Origin of the sequence: Chrysiogenes arsenatis DSM 11915, from assembly GCF_000469585.1 — a bacterium.
GTDB classification, from domain to species: Bacteria; Chrysiogenota; Chrysiogenetes; order Chrysiogenales; family Chrysiogenaceae; genus Chrysiogenes; species Chrysiogenes arsenatis.
In genome coordinates this window covers 46,026-65,711 of the sequence record NZ_AWNK01000009.1, presented here as the reverse complement: position 1 = coordinate 65,711, position 19,686 = coordinate 46,026, and the positions used below count along the sequence as shown (strand labels likewise).

12 protein-coding genes and 1 tRNA gene are annotated in these 19,686 nt (G+C 52.2%); 12 read left to right on the top strand and 1 reads right to left on the bottom strand.

Annotated elements, in window-relative coordinates:
* The first annotated feature begins 3 nt into the window (after positions 1-3).
* The 12 genes from P304_RS0107995 (at position 4) to nadB (ending at position 19,049) form a co-directional block, all read left to right on the top strand.
* On the top strand, positions 4-1,674 hold the full coding sequence (locus tag P304_RS0107995) for a glutamine--tRNA ligase/YqeY domain fusion protein (RefSeq protein WP_027390118.1): 1,671 nt from the start codon (positions 4-6) through the stop codon (positions 1,672-1,674).
* A 56-nt stretch (positions 1,675-1,730) separates the two neighbouring features.
* Complete coding sequence (locus P304_RS14680; RefSeq protein WP_051321526.1) at positions 1,731-3,098, top strand: leucyl aminopeptidase; 1,368 nt, start codon at positions 1,731-1,733, stop codon at positions 3,096-3,098.
* Between the two features lies 1 nt (position 3,099).
* Positions 3,100-4,416: a GGDEF domain-containing protein gene (locus P304_RS0107985; protein ID WP_027390117.1), complete on the top strand. Its 1,317-nt coding sequence runs from the start codon at positions 3,100-3,102 to the stop codon at positions 4,414-4,416.
* Positions 4,417-4,534: 118 nt separating this feature from the next.
* Positions 4,535-4,628 (top strand) — tRNA-Ser (locus tag P304_RS0107980).
* A gap of 243 nt (positions 4,629-4,871) precedes the next feature.
* Positions 4,872-5,366 carry an SET domain-containing protein-lysine N-methyltransferase gene (locus P304_RS0107975; protein WP_027390116.1) on the top strand — a complete coding sequence of 165 codons (495 nt, stop codon included), beginning with the start codon at positions 4,872-4,874 and terminating at the stop codon, positions 5,364-5,366.
* Positions 5,367-5,395: 29 nt separating this feature from the next.
* On the top strand, positions 5,396-6,100 hold the full coding sequence (locus P304_RS0107970; protein ID WP_027390115.1) for a thioesterase II family protein: 705 nt from the start codon (positions 5,396-5,398) through the stop codon (positions 6,098-6,100).
* Positions 6,097-6,780, top strand: coding sequence for a 4'-phosphopantetheinyl transferase family protein (locus tag P304_RS0107965; protein ID WP_027390114.1), 684 nt, complete (start codon positions 6,097-6,099; stop codon positions 6,778-6,780). Before P304_RS0107970 ends, P304_RS0107965 begins: the two co-directional genes overlap by 4 nt.
* Complete coding sequence (locus P304_RS0107960) at positions 6,777-7,865, top strand: DUF481 domain-containing protein (protein WP_027390113.1); 1,089 nt, start codon at positions 6,777-6,779, stop codon at positions 7,863-7,865. Before P304_RS0107965 ends, P304_RS0107960 begins: the two co-directional genes overlap by 4 nt.
* Before the next feature lie 13 nt (positions 7,866-7,878).
* Positions 7,879-9,183, top strand: a complete 1,305-nt coding sequence (locus P304_RS14675; protein ID WP_034764768.1) for a KamA family radical SAM protein — start codon at positions 7,879-7,881, stop codon at positions 9,181-9,183.
* 17 nt (positions 9,184-9,200) lie between these two features.
* Positions 9,201-10,784: a serine hydrolase domain-containing protein gene (locus P304_RS0107950; protein ID WP_027390112.1), complete on the top strand. Its 1,584-nt coding sequence runs from the start codon at positions 9,201-9,203 to the stop codon at positions 10,782-10,784.
* A 34-nt stretch (positions 10,785-10,818) separates the two neighbouring features.
* Positions 10,819-17,343 carry a type I polyketide synthase gene (locus tag P304_RS0107945; RefSeq protein ID WP_027390111.1) on the top strand — a complete coding sequence of 2,175 codons (6,525 nt, stop codon included), beginning with the start codon at positions 10,819-10,821 and terminating at the stop codon, positions 17,341-17,343.
* Positions 17,344-17,534: 191 nt separating this feature from the next.
* Positions 17,535-19,049 (top strand): L-aspartate oxidase, encoded by a 1,515-nt coding sequence (gene nadB, locus P304_RS0107940; RefSeq protein WP_027390110.1) that lies wholly within the window; start codon positions 17,535-17,537, stop codon positions 19,047-19,049.
* Positions 19,050-19,148: 99 nt separating this feature from the next.
* Here the strand turns inward: nadB and P304_RS16205 are convergent, their stop codons facing one another.
* A complete protein-coding gene (locus P304_RS16205) occupies positions 19,149-19,670 on the bottom strand; it encodes a hypothetical protein (protein WP_051321525.1) in 522 nt (173 codons plus the stop codon).
* Positions 19,671-19,686 lie beyond the last annotated feature (16 nt).

Sequence of the window (19,686 nt, the reverse complement as noted above, 5' to 3'; positions counted from 1 at the left end):
TGGATGACTACTGAAACACCCGCCACAACTCCAAAAGCAAATTTTATTCGTACCATTATCGCGCAAGATATCGAGCAGGGACGCTTTGCTAGCCGCGTTCATACCCGTTTCCCGCCGGAACCGAACGGCTATCTGCATATCGGACATGCGAAATCTATCTGCCTGAATTTCGGACTGGCGGAAGAGTTTAGCGGAAAATGTAACCTCCGTTTCGACGACACCAATCCCGCAAAAGAGAGCGAAGAGTATGTGGCTTCGATCATTCGCGATGTCGCTTGGCTCGGCTTTGATGCCTTGCAACCATTGTACGCTTCGGACTACTTTGAACAATTCTACCAATGCGCCTTGCAACTGATTCGCCAAGGACAAGCCTATGTTTGTCATCTGAGCGGCGAAGAGACGCGGCGTTATCGCGGCACGCTGACAGAGCCCGGTCAACCCAGCCCGTATCGCGAACGCACCGTTGACGAAAACCTCGCCCTTTTTGACGACATGAAACAGGGAAAATTCGCCGAGGGGGAATGTGTCTTGCGTGCCAAAATTGACATGGCATCGCCGAACCTCAATCTGCGCGACCCGATTATGTATCGTATTAGCTATGCGCCACACCACCGTACCGGTACAACGTGGTGCATCTATCCGATGTACGACTACGCGCATGGTTTGGAAGATTCCATTGAAGGGATCACCCATTCGATTTGCACCCTAGAATTTGAAGATCACCGTCCATTGTACGACTGGTTTCTGGACACGCTTGGCGTGCATCATCCCCAGCAAATAGAGTTTGCCCGCCTGAACTTAACCACGACCCTGATGAGCAAACGCAAGCTGTTAAAGCTGGTTGAAGAGGGACATGTGAGCGGTTGGGATGATCCGCGCATGCCAACCATTGCGGGTCTGCGTCGCCGCGGTTATACGCCTGCAGCGATCCGGCGCTTCGCCGAAGAAATTGGAGTCGCCAAGTCCAACAGCACGGTTGAATTTGGCCAACTCGAATTCTGCCTGCGCGAAGACCTGAATCGTCACGCCCGCCGCGTCATGGTTGTGCTCAATCCCGTAAAATTGGTGATTACGAATTACCCTGAAAATCAGGTGGAGTGGCTCGACGCCGATAATAATCCGGAAAATCCTGATGATGGAAAACGGCAAATCCCTTTTTGCCGCGAAGTGTATATCGAACGTGATGACTTTATGGAGGTTCCAACCAAGGGATACCATCGCCTTTCACCCGGCAAAGAGTTACGCCTCAAGCACGCGTATTACGTGCTCTGCGAGCATGTGGCCAAGGATGCTGCGGGGAATATTACTGAAATCCATTGCACCTACGATCCTGCCAGCCGTGGTGGATGGACGGACGACGGGCGCAAAGTAAAAGGGACGGCACATTGGGTATCGGCGGCTCATGCTGTGAGACTTGACGTGCGGCTGTACGATCATCTCTTTACGCAGGATGATCCGGAAAATGTTGCCGCAGGGGGCGATTTCACGGCCAACCTGAATCCCAACTCATTGTGCGTCGTACAGGCTCTTGGCGAGCCGGAACTTGCCACTCCAGAACAAGGGCGCGCGTACCAGTTTTTACGGCACGGATACTTTTGTGCCGATCCCGATACCGCTCCAGGGCAGCCGGTTTTTAACCGCACCGTCGGCCTCAAGAGTAGCTGGAAAGGGTAATGGGATTCTTGAGCATCGCTTGTAACCATCTTGAATTCACCTTTAAGGAGTAAAATATGTCAAATGCCATTGTTCGGATAGTTTCAAAGTCATCGCTCGCATCGCTGGCTCACGCAGAGCAGTTGGCTCAACTTGGCTTTCGTGCGGTACCCAAAACCAGCCTACTGACACTTGAAGACGGCCGTGCTGTTATGTACGTTGGCGTGGCCGAAAAAGGGAGCGACCGTTTCATGATCGCCGGCGCAGTAGCGTGGAAATGTGCTCGCCATGCGCGTTACACGGCACTTACTTTCGAAACCGTCACGGAAGCCGCGCAAGCGCGTGATGTAGCGCTGGGAGCGTTATTGGCATCGTACACCTATCGCACCACCAAAAGCGCCGACCCAGAAAGTCCGGTTATTGTGCTCGAAACGATCACAATTGCTGGCTTTGAAGATGCCGTGCAGGAGGCGAAAAGTATCGCGAGTGGCATGAACTATGCGCGCGAGTTGGGAAACCTCCCTGGCAATATTGCGACACCGACCTATCTGGCCGCTCAAGCCGAAGCGCTGGCGGCAGAATATGGTTTCGCGGTGGAAGTGTTTGACTTTGCGCAAATCGAAGCGATGGGCATGGGAGCCTTTGTTTCGGTCGCGAAAGGGAGCGAGCAACCCGCAAAACTTATCGTGCTGCGCAATACCTCGGCAACACCGAAGCCGCCAATTCTCTTGGTTGGGAAAGGGTTGACATTCGACACGGGTGGTATTTCCATTAAACCAAGTGCCAGCATGGAAGAGATGAAATTCGATATGTGTGGCGGAGCCGCTGTCCTTGGCACCTTCAAAGCGATGGGGATAGCTGGCATACAAGCCGACGTGGTGGGGATTATCCCCGCTACCGAAAATATGCCCGGTGGTCGCGCCAGCAAGCCCGGCGATATTGTCACCGCGTATAACGGAAAAACGATTGAAGTCATCAATACAGATGCCGAAGGACGTTTAATTTTATGCGACGCTTTAGCCTATGGCATTAAGCGGTTTAGCCCTTCAATGGTCGTCGACATTGCGACACTGACCGGCGCGTGTGTGGTTGCACTGGGTTCCCACGCTATTGGTGTGATCAGTAATACTGACGAGATGGCGCAGCACGTGCGTACTCTCGCGGCTGAGTACCACGAAGCCTTGTGGCAAATGCCCGCCTTTGCCGAGTATGACGAACAGCTCAAAAGCGAATATGCTGACATGCAAAATGTTGGCGGTAAAGAGGCCGGAACGATTACCGCAGGGTTGTTCTTGCAGCGATTCATTCCGGAAGGGACACGGTGGATGCACCTCGACGTAGCCGGCACCGCATGGGACGTCAAAAAAGAATATTTTGAAGGCAAAGGGGCTACCGGTAGCGGTGTGCGAGCCTTCTATGCGCTGATCAAGCAGGAGATTCACTAAGATGTTTCTTGTTTGCGAATCGCTTTCAGACGCCCTGATCAGTACCTATCTGTGGCGCAATACCCTGAACGATCCACGGATCGAAATCTGTCGCACGGCTTCGGTATCCGATCTGCTTGTTATGCTACAATCGCCGCAGAACAAATCAGTTAAAGGGATACTGGTGAGTATGGATGGCATGGGCACTAGCGCAGAAGCACTGGCCTGCTACCTTCAAGAAAATCCACTTCCTTTGATTGGCTTTACTGCACAAAAACGCGACCGCCACCCATCGGCATCGTTGCTCCCTTGGACGGAAATCTTCACCGTGCGCGATGATGGCGAGCGCAGCTACGTTATTGATTTGCTGACATTCATCGAGCGGCGCTCTCATCAGCCGCTCCTTGTGGTGGGAGATATTCCCCCTGTACTTTTAGAATGGAGCCAGCAGTGCGGCATGAGCGTGATTCAGTGCGAAAATGGCGAAGCGGTGCTGTCCGCCCTTGATGTGTCGGTCAGCGAAGCAGCCGAATCGCTTGTCACCGCGCACGCCAACATTGCTCCGTGGGTGTGCTGCGCCGCCACGCTTCATGGAGACATCAACACCGACGCATTGGTGCGTACTATCCGCCAGCATTATCTTGCGGAAGAAGTCGGCATTGTAGTGTTTAGCGAAACCGTCAAACCACAACTTGCCGCAAAATTTTTCCGTTACGGGGTGCAAGAGTGCTTCGATACGACATGGGCAAAGAGCGCCGTTCTCGCCAGAATAGTCACGCATGATACCCGTTCGCATCAACTGCAAGCCATGCGACCACTGCTGGGGCGCGATCTGCTGACCGGTATGTGGAATCGTGAAACGCTCCTTGACGTCGGTGAAAAAATATTTCGCGCCGCCGAACGTGCCAATGGCAATATTGTGGTAGCGCTCTTGCGGGTGCAATCACTCAAGCATGTCAACGATACGTTTGGCGTGAGCCAAGGCGACCGCGTCATGGTAGACGTCGCAAGGCTCGTGCAGTGCCATGTCAGGTCTTCTGATTTGGTTGGACGTTATGACGGCGCCACGCTTGCCATCCTTTTCGTTGGCACGCAGGCCAAAGAAATTGCGCCCGCTCTACGCACTATTGGAGAAAAAATCATAGCGACAGAAATTCTGGTTGAAAATGCCCATCGACTCCCTTGGGAAATTCGCATTGCTTCTATCGCGCAAAGTCAAAAAAAGTTTTTGGAAACACTCCCAGAATTGGAAACCATGATCACACGTGACAGTGGTGATGTCTCACCATTAAAGATCGTCGAGATCGATTCGCTTGGGAAAATACGCGTTTACGAGTAGTAAATGTTTTTATGGCGGGAAAATACGGAATTATTGCTTTGAGGACGAATAAAAGTTTGCATTCAAGGCTCAGTTACGGTAGTATCCCGCCTGTCCAAAAACGCGCTCACGCGCAAACGGAGAGCTGGCCGAGTAGGTCGAAGGCGCTCGCCTGCTAAGCGAGTATACTGCTAATAGCGGTATCGAGGGTTCGAATCCCTCGCTCTCCGCCATTTTAACATGCAATCGAATGCCTTTGAGTGCATGATCCCCCATAAAACACAGAGTTACCTAAAAAATAACGGAAACATCACATCCTCCGGCTGCACATAAATGTACTTGCCAATGCGGCACTTTTGGCAGTAGATTTTTTGGTATACAAAAATTTATTGACACGGAGTATTCGAGAGTCGCGGAATTAACCGACTTTCATCTGTCGCCATATCCATTGACGCTGACTTTTCCTAGGAGTGGACATGATAAATATCCCGTATTACGTTGCCGACTCGTTAATTCCTCTGGCTGGAAAAGGGCTTTTTGTGTCTGAAAAAGTTGATATCGGCAGGGTCGTTGTTGCACCAACTCATATCAGCGAAACTATTACGCTTGAAGAACTCACTGCCGTGCCCGACCATCCGCATGCGGAATCATCGATTCGCTGGTTCGAAAACCATTGCACAATATCCCCTGAATGGCCTGACGAGTGCTTTGTCAATCATTCATTCACCCCGAGTTGTCTGTGGCATTTAGGTTTTCTGTTTGCCCAAAGGGATTTATTGCAAGGAGAAGAGATCACAGTCGATTATCGATATTTATTGGGACCGGAGGTTAAACTCCCTTTTTGCGACTCGGTTACGCATCAACCGATCATTGGGCTTTCGTGGGCTGAAAAATTATTGCGCTCAAGTGAAACGATGCTGCAAATAGCAACGCAAATTCACCAGCGCGAAGCTCTTACCTCAGCTATATAGAGAAACGATTCGTGTTCGAAAGCAAGAGTATGATTCACTTAACCACATCACTTTTCTGTTTTCCCTTTGCCGGTGGCAATGTGTATTCCTACCGCCCACTGGCACAAAACATATCACCAACGGTGCCTGTCGTCACCTTTGAGCCTCCTGGTCGGGGGCGCCGAGGGCAGGAGCCGCGCCTGACTGATATCGACGCCATGGCGTCTGATTTGACCTCGCAACTGGCTCCATCCATTCAGCAGCCCTATGCACTTTTTGGTCACAGCATGGGGGCATTGGTTATCTATTTGGCCACGCACAAGTTGATGCAAAACAATCTTCCACTTCCCCGCCATCTTTTTCTTTCGGGCAAAGGTGCTCCGGATCAAACAAGCGTCGAGGCTCGCTGGTATACTCTTCCCTTAGAAGAATTTAAGCAAAAACTTATCACGTTAGGCGGGTGCCCGCCAGCTGTTGCTAATGACCGTGAATTGATGGAGTATTTTGCGCCGATTATTCGCGATGACATGCGTGTGGTAGCAGAATATCAGCACGCCGCGTTACCACCTCTGCCAGTTCCCATTACAGTCCTGATCGGCGATCAGGAAAGTACGACCCTTGCACAGGCGTGGCAGTGGCAGAAATATACCAGCCGTGCTTGTCGCGTTGTCACGTATACTGGAGGTCATTTTTTCCTTTTTGACCATGTCGATGCCATCGGCACCCTCATACAAGCGACTTTGGCCGAAGCATGAAATTGCAAATCTTTTGGATCGCGTGCGATGCTCCACTCTCGGCGACTCAGCAACACTCTTTGCTTGCCCTTCTTCCTGAGCCACTCCAAAAGCAATGTCATCGTTATCGACGCCCGGAAGATCAACGTGCTACGCTACTTGGCAAACTTCTGTTGCTCTATGCGATAGAGCAACGCGGCGCGCGACACGTAACACTCTGCAATCCTTTAGAAAATATTACCTACACTGATACAAAAAAACCTTTCATTGCAGGTGCTTGGTCGTTTAATATCTCCCACTCAGGAGCGGTCGTCGTGCTTGCATGTGCCAGCTCGGGTAAGGTAGGCGTTGATGTTGAGCAGATTCGTCCGATCGCATTTGATGAGTTCGTGGGACATTTGCCGGAACTCAAAGCGCTCGACCCCGCCGCGCGCCAACGTCAGTTTTATACCTACTGGACGGCGAAAGAGGCTGTTCTGAAAGGTACTGGCCAAGGGTTACTTCTGCCGCTGGAAGAAGTCATTATCAAGGAGGACACGGCTACCGTACACCATGAGCGTTGGCATATCCGGCAATTCTCCTGCGGATTCGACTATTGTGCTCATGTTGCGACTACTGAAAAGCCATCTTCGTGTGTTATAGAGCGCATCTATCTTTCTCGTCACGGTTTAACGCCATGGAGTGCAAAGGAGCAAGTATGAGGAGAGTCACCCCGCCTTTCAAGTCAGCCGCCTTCCGTGTTTCGGCAATGTTGCGATGGAGCTTGGCCAGTTTAACGTTCTGCCTTTTCGCGGCCGCCTCCGCGCAGAGCCTTGAACTCACACCGGAGTACATTCGCGAAAACTATCCCGACTTGTACCGTCAAATTCAATCCGCACCAAAACTTCCCCCGCAAATCAACCCAGAAAAACCGTACGGCGAGTATCAGGGTTTCTTTTCACACCCTACCTTTCAACCCAATCAACCCGAAGAGTGGTGGGAACACAGCTCATTCGAATATAGCCCCGAATACCCATATTTCCTAAAGCACACGCACCTTAAATTCTCTTTTGCCGAACTCAGTGGCAACGACGATGGTACCGTCAAAAATGGCGGAATGTATCTTGGACTTCGCAAAGGTCGATTCACGAACCATTTAGCCTATAGCATTGACAAAAAAGAGATTCAAAATCCTGACGGCAATGTCTCAGAAAAAGACGTGCAGAATTTTGAAGAAACCTTGCAGTACGAATTGAACCGCTATCTTTTTGCCGAAGCAGGCCTGTTTTGGCAGCGTTTAAGCCCCATTTTCATTCAAAGTCGTACTATCCCTTTTGTGGGTGTCGGTTCGTACAATGTGCTGCAAGATGTTGTTGACAAAAATCGCTACCGCCTTGGTATACGCCTCGGACTGGGTCGTATTTCCGACGAGTACGCACCGATGGTTGCTACCTTAATTCAGAATGATTCAGAAAAATATGATGGTATCTACCTCCGTGCCGATTACACGCATCGCCTCACTGACATGTTGCGTTACCGCCAGGAATTCAACATGAAGCGCGCCCTGGACGCTACCAATATTTACGGGTTAACCACCATCCCTCAAGCCGGCCTTGATGAACAAAAAGCAATCATCCTTGGTACTACTAAGCGCTATGACTGGCGTTGGACAAACAGCCTCGAATTTTCCCTCAATCAATACGTCGGTTTTCTGATTCAGTACGCCGTCGCGTTTGACAATAACCCTTGGCCGGTTGCCGCAAAACGGGACACCGAATTTTTAACCGGATTTAAATTTGCCTACTGAGAGATAACATCCCGTGCAAAAAACATTTCGTGCCTATACCCGAGAAACGATTCACACGTTACCGCAGTGGCAACACCTTTCGGCTGAATTGCAGGAAGCTACGGCTGTGGTTGGGCGCGTGTTTCCCTTCCGCACGAACCGATACATGGTCGATGAAGTTATCGACTGGAAGCATCCCGAATCAGATCCCATGTACCGTTTAAATTTTCCTAACCGTGACATGCTCCAGCCACATCATTATCAACGGCTGGCATCGTTACTCCACCAAGGCGAAACGGAACAGGTCATTGCTCGTGCGGTGCGCGAAATTCGACAGGATTTGAACCCCCATTCCGTACAAACCATGGATGCTACCTTGCCGATTATTGACGGATTAAAACAGCAGGGAATTATCCATTCCTACCCCGAAACTGTCCTTTTCTTTGCCGCTGAAGGGCAAATGTGCCATGCCCATTGTACGTTTTGCTTCCGTTGGCTCCAATTTGTTGGCGGAGAAAAAGAAATTTTTGTTAGCACCGATATCAACGCCCTGGTGCAGTATGTGGCACAGCACCAAGAAGTGCGCGATATCCTGTTTACTGGTGGCGATCCAATGGTGATGCCCGCTCACATACTTGCCGAATATGTGGATAAAATTCTTGCTGCTAATATTCCCCATTTGAATGCCATCAGATTTGGCACCAAAGCCATTACCTATTGGCCATATCGTTTCCTGACCGACCCTGACGCCGACTCTCTTTTGCAAACTTTTGAGCGCATTATTGCGAGTGGAAAACATCTTGCTATTGTCGCCAATATGAACCACCCGCGTGAACTTGCCACACCAGCCGTACAGCAGGCCGTTCAACGTATACGAGCCACGGGAGCTGAAATTCGCGCACAGTCACCGTTACTCCGCCATATCAATGCCGAAGCGACAACATGGGTCGACCTCTGGCAAGAGCAAGTTCGCCTTGGAATCATCCCATACTATCAATTTATCGTGCGCGATACCGGAGCGCGTCACTATTTCCGCGTCCCTTTAGTCGAAGCGCTTGAAATCTACCGCACCGCCTGGGGGAACGTCAGTGGCATTTGTCGCACGGCGCGTGGGCCATGTATGTCTACCCCACATGGCAAAGTGCAAGTGGTCGATGTGCAAGAGATCAACGGGAAACCTGCCCTGTTGCTGCGCTACCTGCAGTCGCCAGATGCGGCACAGGTTTTGCGGATTTTTTGTGCTGAATACGATGCAAATGCCGATTGGTTCAGTGATTTACGACCATTACGCCCTCAGGACGTTCCGTTCTTTTCACCTAACAGCGGCTCATCCGCCTAGCGACACAGGAGAAACGTATGCCAACATGCACTCTGCTTGCTTCCACTGGTTCACGTATTTGGGTCACACTCTGTACTGTTTTACTCTTCACGCTTATTGGATGCGGTGGAGGGGAAAATTATATTTCCGGTGATGCTTCCACGCCGCCTCCTGTGACAGCGACTACGAATGCCGCACTGCAACAATCGGTAAATGATTATTTTTATGGCACGAACCAATACTATCACAATGCCACCGGTAGCCAAACCCCCGGCGCCATTGTGGCGGTTCACCTGAACGGTTATCAACCGTGGTATTATGCCGTCGGATGCGCGGAAATTGATACTGCCGCTCCGAACACCTGTTATACGCCTATGACCATTGATTTGCCGTTTCGCATTGCCAGTGTCACAAAAATGTTTATTGCTGATGTCGTCGTTAAACTCGCCGCCGAAGGGAAACTCTCCTTGAGTGATACCGTTGAAAAATGGTTGCCTGGCACGTTGACCGGTATCAACGCCGGCAAGGGAAGTGTGATTACCATTGGCATGCTGCTCAACCACACCAGTGGCCTGTATAGCTATGTGACCACCGATGCGCGTCTGGTGCACGGGGATTCGCCCGACATGCAAATGCCGATGAATCAATTTGTGATGAGTCACGGACAAAAAACGTGGGACAGCAGCGAAATACTCGGATTCGTTGATACGTTTGATGCACCAGCCTCTTTCACAACGGCTACTGGCGATAGTGTCGGCACCCCTTACGGAACCAATCCGACCTCTTCTCCCGGATCAACCGTTAAATATTCCAACACCAATTATTATTTGCTCGGACTGATCATTGAAAAAGCCACGGGTAATCCCGTGCATGACGAAGTTGCGCGCCTGATCACCGCGCCACTCAACCTGACCCAAACCTATTTACCTATTCCGGGTGAACGGCAATTCCGTGGTGGTGCGCCTTTTGTTCACGGGTATGCTGATTATTTTAATGCTCCCTACGATTCATCTGACACCGATCTTCTCAAATTCCGCACCAATGACACACCCGACAGTACCCTGCTCGCACAACCCTACATCAATGGTGATGGCACACTGGAAGACTTCTCTGAAGTTGATCCCTCCTTTGCGTGGACAACCGGCGGGATGGTTTCTAACGCCTCTGACCTGATGAAATTTCTGCAGCATGTCATGGTTAGTCGCGTGCAAAGCCGTCAGGAATCTGCCTACTGGGTGAGTGGAGCACCACTCGACCCCAACACGACATTTCAGTACGCGCGCGGACTGGCTCGCATCGACAACTCACTTTTTGGTCACAGTGGGCAATTTGCGGGCTATAACGTTGCGTCCTACTGGCTGGCCCCGCTCGACGCATACATCGTGGTGATGACCAACCGTTATTCGTATTTTGAAAGTGATCCGAATAATTTAGGTGTGACGATCGCAACGTTGCCGCCCGATACACTTTACAAAGTGGGTGCCATTGCCGCCAGAGTGCAACCGTCTACCCAAGAAATTGCTGTCCGTTCCGACCTGAATAGCGGCCTCATCAATACGATCATTCACATGTTGACTCATGGAGAAGAGAAGGCCACCACATTACCTTCGATCAAACAATAACCGTGCCCGAAAAAGCACTCAAGGTGTGAAACATATGCAACAACGCGCGTTTATCTATTCCGGCATGGGGGCGCAATGGAAAGAGACCAGTGCCGATGTGCTGCACACAAATCCGCATATTCGCGCCGTCGTAGAGCAACTTACGCCACTGTTTCGTGAAGCGATTGGTATATCACTCCACGATGAAATAGGCGCTTCGGCGGAAAACTCGCGTTTTCATATCCCTTGGGTAGCGCATCCGATTATTTTTGCTGTTCAACTCGGTCTGACGCAACAACTGGCGGCGCGCGGTCTGAAGCCAACGGCGGTGCTGGGGCATAGCGGGGGCGAAGTAGCCGCCGCGCATATTGCAGGCATCCTCACATTGCCAGACGCCGTCACGATCATTGCCGCTCACTGCCGTGTGATGCAGCAAATAGGTGGCCGTGGTCGCATGGTGTTTGCCGCCCTGTCAGCCGATGAAGCGCAATCGTTTCTCGACTCAGAAGGGTTACCACTAACGATTGCTGCCATCAATAGTCCGCGCTCGGTGGTATTTTCAGGTGATCACGGGATCGCTGCTGCGCTGGCGCTCTTCGAACAGCGCCAGATATTTCACCGCGAACTGCCCACTGATGTGGCCTTTCATAGCGCGCACGTTGATCCCGCCTTAGCAGGATTTTATAAGGCTTTGCATGGCATTGCGCCACAAACCCCACATACGCCTATCTATTCGTCTTGGCGTGGTGCTCAGGCTCATGCCAGCGACTTTGGAGCTGAGTATTGGGTGCGACACCTCCGCGAACCGGTTCAATTTGCAACGGCAATGGCTGCGCTCTTGCGCGATGGTTCTTCCCATTTCATCGAAGTTTCGCCGCATCCCGTTTTGCAGGTTGCCCTCCATGAATGCTGGCGTGAAGCGAGAGGCGACGAAAGCGCCTCTATTCAATGTGCCGCAGAACAGTACAATGCTCCTCGCGCCACCGCGCCCACCCAAGATATTCCTGACCTACTTGCACATATCCAACAAGTTATTCGCAAAGCGAGTAACAACGATCTCCACACCGTCGATCCGCACACCGGTTTTTTTGATCAGGGCGTCGATTCGTTGATGAGTATCGTGATTACGCGGCAACTCGAAGCGTCACTTGGCCTCACGCTCCCTGTTACGACACTCTTCGATCATGCCACACCAGCCACGTTGGCCGCTCATCTTGAAAAATGCCTTGGTCGAGTGACAACAGTAAAACCGGAAGCCGCACTCTCGCACCATGCAGAAAACAATGAACCTATCGCCATTATTGGTATGGGGTGCCGTTTTCCGGGTGGAGCGAATTCGCCGCAGGAGTATTGGGATCTTTTGAAACGTGGTGCCGTTGCCATTTCCGAAATCCCGACCATCCGTTGGGATGTTGCGGAATATTACGATCCCAATCCGGAAGTGCCGGGGAAAAGCACAGTGAAGCACGGTGGTTTTCTGGTGCCAGATCAGCTCGATCAATTCGACGCGCCATTTTTCCGCATTCCTCCCCGCGAAGCCCGCGCCCTTGATCCGCAACAGCGTTTACTCTTGGAAGTTGCGTGGGAAACCATCGAGCACGCCAATATCCCGCTGGAAAAACTCAAAGGGGAAAATGTTGGCGTCTATCTGGGGATCTGCTCGGATGACTACAAAACGGCTCACCTCTATTCCGGCACGCTTGACCGCATTGATGCCTACTCCGGATCAGGTTCAATGTTTAGCTCTTCCGGTGGACGTCTCTCGTACATTCTTGATTTTACGGGGCCGAATCTGTCGGTCGATACCGCCTGTTCTTCATCGCTGGTCGCCCTGCACCTCGCTTGTCAAGCACTACGGCTTGGCGAATGTACGGCGGCGCTGGCGGCTGGTGTCAATTTACTGTTGTCACCACACTTATTTGTTTACTTCTCAAAACTCGGCGCTCTCTCGCCCGATGGACGTTGCAAGCCTTTTGATGCCGCGGCCAACGGCTATGGTCGCGGTGAAGGGTGTGGCGCGGTGTTGCTGAAGCGACTTTCCGATGCGCAGCGCGATGGCGACACTATTTTGGCCATCATACGTGGGAGCGCTATTGGGCAAGACGGTGCGAGTTCCAGCTTCACCGCTCCCAGTGGTTTAGCGCAGCAACAAGTAATTCAGCGCGCCTTGGCCGATGCCAACTTGCACCCGGCTGATATTGACTATATCGAAGCGCATGGCACGGGCACACCGCTTGGCGATCCCGTCGAAGTTTCCGGCATCAGTGGTGTGTATGGCCAGAACCGTACGAGTAAACGGCCACTCTTGCTTGGTTCGGTGAAAGGGAACATCGGGCACCTTGAAGGAGCTGCGGGGATGGCGAGCTTGCTCAAAGTCGTGCTGGCGCTGCAACACGGCACGATTCCGCCGCAAGCTGCTTTTCAGGCACCAAATCCCCATATTGCGTGGGAAACGTTGCCGCTCCAAATCGTCACGCACGCAACACCGTGGCCGCCATCGACCGCCCCGCGCCGTGCCGCGCTCAGTGGGTTTGGCTTTAGCGGTACGAACGCTCATGTGATTATCGAAGAAGCTCCCGTAACGACTCCCGTGGCTCCGCCGCAGGATCTTCCGTGTCACATTCTTGAAATTTCAGCACGGACTCCAGGCGCACTGCAAGCAGCAGGTAAACGCTACCTTGATACGCTTCAAACGGCTACCGGCACCGTCGGCGAATTTTGCCGCACCGCCGCCCACGGGCGCACTCGGTTTCCGGCACGTCTGGCGGTCGCTGGCCAGACGTTTGCAGAGCTGGCTGAGGCATTGCGCAAACGTCTGACTACTGTCAATCAATCTCCTGATGCTTCCCATACCAAGGGAGTTGTTTTTCTGTTCACCGGACAAGGGTCACAGTACCCCGGCATGAGTCAGGGGTTGTATCGCGCGTGGCCTTGCTTTCAACAAGCGGTTGACGAGTGCGACCAACTCTTCGCACCTCACCTTGGATGTTCCATTCGCGCCATTATGTATGGAAACGATGCGGCACTTCTGGCGCGCACAGTCTATACTCAGCCCGCACTGTTTACCCTGCAATACGCCCTCTGCGCCTTGTGGCAATCATGGGGGGTGACTCCAGCTGCCGCTATCGGCCATAGCATTGGCGAATTTGCCGCCGCCTGCATAGCTGGAGTGATGTCGCTACCCGATGCCGTGTGGCTTGTCGCGCGGCGGGCACAACTGATGGACTCTTTGCCTACAGGTGGGGTGATGGTGATGCTGCAGGCGACGGAACGTGAGGTGCTGCCGCTGCTAGCTGGGGTCAGCGACCGCGTGGCGATTGCAGCCGTGAACACGCCGCAGAGTGTGGTTATTTCTGGCGACGCCGAAGCGGTGCACCAGATCGTTCGGCAGTATGAAGCGATGGGCAAAAGTGCCCGTTACCTGACCGTATCGCACCCCTTCCACTCGCCGGCGATGGAACCAATCGTACGTGACTTTGAAGCGGCTGCGGCTACTGTCCCTATGAATTCCACGCAATTCCCCATAGTATCAACTTTGAGCGGAAAAATAGCTGAAAACGGCGACCTTTGTACACCTGCGTACTGGCGACGCCAGTTGCGCGAACCGGTACGCTTTGCCGATGCTTTACAAACGCTTTTACAAGATGGGTATACAACATTCCTTGAAATAGGCCCTACTCCCGTGCTCTGTGGTTTTGGCAAAATGATGGGGGAAATGGCTCATGTGGAATGGCTTCCCAGCCTCCGCGCTGGTCAGGATGATCTCCAGCAGAGTGCAACGTCATTGTGCCACTGTATCGAACGCAACCTTGCTTCCAGTGCGGTGTATTACTCAGAATCTGGAAGACGGACGGCGACGCTGCCAACCTACCCGTTTCAGCGGACACCATATTGGACAACGCCGCAACCACCAGCCGTTACTCTCACCGCATCGCTGGTGCGTCACGGTCATCCGCTGCTCGGCACCCGCATTGAGTCGCCAGCGTTGGGCGATGGAGTGCTGTTTGAAACCCATTTTACGCCGGATACACCGCAATTTTTAGCGGAACACATCATCTTTGATCGTGTCCTTTCGCCTGCCGCCGCGCATATCTGTATGTTGCTGGCCGCTGGGCTCGCGGTTTGTGATGAAGGAGGAACGCCGCTACGGCTGCAGGATGTCCACTTCGTCCGTCCACTCCTGGTCGATCAGGCCGGGCGTGACGTGCAGGTAATACTTGGCGCTCCAAGCCATCAATCTACGCGCGCGGCGCGCATTGTGAGCCGCGCCCACGGTGAAGCAAAAACCGAATGGCAGGAACATTGTCAGGCAACGGTGGTTCCTGCCACACCACCATCACCCGTCGCATCGCTCGCAAACCTGCGCCAACGCTGTACGGTTGCGCACGATCCTACATCATTTTACAACGCTTTTCTGGCCGCTGGCTATCGTGTTGGGTCATCGTATCGTCGTATTCGCGAGATATTTGCGGGAGATGACGAATCGTTATGTCGGCTTGAAGGTGTTGTGGATGGCGGTGCACCCGATCCGGGGTTGATGGATGCTATTCTGCAAAGTATGGCCTCCGCCTCAGACGAATTCCGACAGGCCATCGAAGGTGGTGAGCGCATTTATATCCCGATGGGTGCGCTGCAGATTCATCTTCTCGCTCCGTTTACTGCAGAAATTTGGTGTCACTCCCGCTCGCAAACGACTGGCGATGCCATTGAGGGTGACGTCAATGTTTATGCGGCTGACGGTACGCATTTACTGGCTATCACAGGGTTTAGTTTGCGGCGCACGGATCGCCAGACTCTCTTTGCGTCTGACACGCATGCTGATCTCCTCTATCAAGTCACGTGGCAGGAAACCATGCCGCATGGCGATGTGGCAAACGCGTCATTTCTGTTGTTAGGCGAAAGCAGTACCACCGACCTCTATGCAGCTGGCATTCTCAAGCTTGGTGGCACATGCGAAGTTGCAGTTCCCGAAAGAGTTGATCGGTGGTTGCCACACCTAGAGGGAAAAATTCTGTTGTACTTTACACCTGTGCCGCAAAACGAAAACGACGTTCATGCTCTGGCCGAATCGCTTGCCCATGCAGCAGCAGTGATTGCCCAGATCGGTGAACGCGTCCCACAGCCCATTGCTCTGCGCTTTTGGCTTATCACCACAAACGCCACGCCGCGCCAGAACGTCGCGATAGATCCATTTCAATCCGCATGGCAAGGGTTTGCGCGCAGCGCTGCTTTGGAATACCCGCACTTCTGGGGTGGCAGTATCGATCTTGAACATCGATTGTCGGTGGCCGCGCTCGCTACGCTCGTCGCATTTGTCGCCGACCCACAAGGAGAGCGGGAAGGGGTCATCCGTGGCACTCAACTTTGGCTGCCACGTGTCGTTCGCCTTGCACCAAAACAGACCAATCCCGCGTTCGCGCTCAAATCAGAGGCGACCTATCTGATCAGTGGTGGCACAGGCGCGCTTGGTTTGGCATTGGCCGAAGCCTGTGTTGCGGCAGGGGCTAAACACCTCGCTCTTGTCGGACGACATGCTCCTACTGGCGCGGTTGCCGCACGGATAGCGTCGCTTTGCACGGCGGCCAACGTGGTATTTTTCCGTGCTGATGTAGCTGTGGCGTCGGAGTGCGAGCAACTTTTCCAGACAATTCAGGCAACAGTGCCACCCCTCAAAGGGATTTTTCACCTCGCTGGCGTTCTCGACGATGCGCCACTATCACAACTCAACGCCGCACAACTCCAGCGAGTCTTGGGGGCAAAAAGTGCTGGGGCGTGGCACATACACCAACTGACCGCACACCTTGAACTCGACAGCTTTGTACTCTTTTCCTCTGCGGCGGCAGTGCTGGGCAACCGCGGTCAGGCTGGTTACGCCGCTGCGAACGCCTTTCTCGATGGCTTGGCGTATTTGCGCCAACAACATGGACTTCCGGCGATCAGCATCGCATGGGGGCCACTGGCGGGCGGTGGCATGGCAGAAAGCTCGGATACCGTGCGGCGCATGGTTGAACGGCAGGGATTTCGTTATCTTCCACCGCACGCTCTTGTGTCACTTCTGCAGCAGGCGCAACAATCAAGAGTCGCCGCTGTTGCAGCACTCGCTTGCGACTGGACACAGTACACACGCATCAATCAGCTTTCCAATACTCGCTGGCTGGCTTCGCTGCTCACTTCGTCTCAAACACACGACAACCACCCCGCAACGTCACCGGTGGCATCAATACTCGAACAATTGCAAACCGCTACGTTAGAAGAGCGCCATCAGCTCATGATTCATTGTATTCAACAACAAGCAGGCGCCATCATAGGAATCGATGCGAGCCACCTCAATCCCACAACACCACTCGTCGAACTGGGTCTTGACTCACTTATGGCGGTCGATTTACGCAACGCTCTGGTGAAGGAGCTTCAAATTTCCCTTACTGTGGCAACTCTGTTTAATTTTCCGACGATCGCTGGGCTCGCGAACCACTTATTACAGGAACATTTACCATTGAATAACGAAGCGGAGTCCACAGCGAAGACGAAGAGTACTCAAACCGCGCACGATATTTTGGCTGAACTGAAAGGGCTATTGTAAATCACACAAAGAGTAAGCGATCACACAGATTCACCCCAACCAAAAGCGATGGTTTTGTGCTGACATCTCATCTGCCATTGGAAATTGTATACAATCCGAAGCTTCATGCTTGAGTATCCTTTCGGGTTTGCCGTATACTTATAAACAAGGTTTCTTTTCTGTTTTTACTTTGTTTTGCGAAAGGTCAAATCATGGATGCTTTCGAATTTGTTGTTCTTGGGAGCGGCGCTGCTGGCCTTGCTGCAGCCATTACTTTAGCCGAACATGGACGCTCAGTGTTGGTTGTCAACAAGTCGTCCTTTCAAGAGACGAATACCAGCTATGCACAGGGTGGTGTGGCGGTCGTACTTCATGAAGAAGATAATTATGGTCTGCATATTCAAGATACGCTTGAAGCGGGAGCTCACCTGAATGATATTGAGGCCGTTCGCTACTTAGTAGAGCGGGGGCCTGTGTTGATTCAACGCCTCATTCAGTGGGGAGCGTATTTTGACCAAGATGGCGGTAAGCTCAAATTTACTCGCGAAGCGGCTCATAGCACAAACCGCATTCTGCATGCAAATGGCGACGCAACGGGGAATGAAATTCAACGAGCGCTCAGTGCGAAAGCACATAACATGCCGCACATTACGATCTGGGAAAACACACGTGCGTTGGAATTACTAACAGAAAAAGGGGTTGCTCGCGGCGTTGCCTTGTGCCACGAGGGAATAACTCACCATGTGTATACCTGCGGGGTCATTTTAGCTACAGGCGGCATGGGACAGCTCTACGCCTATACCACGAATCCAACAGTCGCTACGGGCGATGGAATCACTCTTGCACTCCGTGCCGGTGCTTCAATAGTCGATATGGAATTTATTCAATTCCACCCTACTGCGTTAAATGTAGCGGGTTGCCCGCCATTTCTCCTTTCAGAATCGATGCGTGGCGAGGGAGCAATTCTCCTGAACAAAGCTGGAGAGCGTTTTATGGAACGCTATTCACCAATGCTGGAACTCGCTCCTCGTGACGTGGTGAGCCGATCGCTCAATTTTGAAATGGAACGTACTGGACAAGATGTGTACTTACAAGTGTCGCATCTTGGGAAAGAGTTTGTTCAGCAACGATTCCCTACGATCTACCAAACCTGTCTTAAATACGGCATGGACATCAGCATGGAACCAATCCCTGTTTCACCAGCAGCCCATTATTGCATGGGTGGCGTACTGACTGACGTGAGCGCCAGAACATCATTGACAGGGCTCTATGCTGCAGGAGAAGTAGCCTGTAGCGGCGTGCATGGAGCGAATCGCCTTGCGTCCAATTCGCTCCTTGAAGGGTTGGTATTTGGCGAGCAAGCTGCTCTGAGCGCACTGCAAGATGCACCACAAAGCGGTTATAAGAACTGCTCCCTAGAAAAAGGGGCACCATATCAATCGGCTTCACTCGATACGGTTCCAGAGAGTATCAGACAGACCATGTGGCGACACGCTGGCATTATCCGTTCACAGGATCTTTTAGCAAAAGGGATTGCGAAGTTGCATGCTCAAGCCGATGCGGCGTGGCATCCACTCTGCAACGCTATTATCGCCGCTGCCATAACCCGCAAAAAGAGTATTGGTGCCCATTACCGCACCGATTCGCAGGACGAACTCAACGAGTCGCAACGTTTTGTGATGGATAAGAATAGTATTGATCGGATTATTGACGCGAATAGATTGTAACGTTGACGTTAGGTATACATTCATAAAAAGCCACCGAGATTTCTCGATGGCTTTTTTCTTATTTCGGTAATATACGTGGTTCAGAACAGAGACGTGAGCCTATTCCGCCGTAATTTCTCCATCTTCAATGATAAGATTGTAGAAATAGCCATAGCCAAAATCTTTCTCCGTCGTGACGGTTCCTTTTACGACCACAATATCGCCAACGTTCACCGTCGCTGCAGTCGTAATGGTCAGGTCGTTTGTCCCTTCAGCTCCAGTACCATCTTGAACATGAACCCAGTTTTTTCCCATAATATCGGCAGAAAACTTCACTACTTTACCACGCAGTGTCACTTCTTTGCCGGAAAGTTCAGCCGACTGAGCAAAAATATTTTCGATCGTCAGGCCACCTTCAAGCGGTGTAATATCGGAAAAATCAAAGCTTTGCGGTACTGCGGCAACAGCAGGATGACCTTCTGGCATCATCATTCCAGGAGGGGTCGGTGGGGTTTCAATTTGTACTGATGCCGCAGCTGGTGCTGGTGCCGGTACTTGTCCGAGATTGGTTTCTTTTTTTTCAGAACAACCAGCAGCTACCAAAGCGAGTGCGCAACAAAGAACAACAAAAGACTTACTCATAACAAAGGCCTCCATA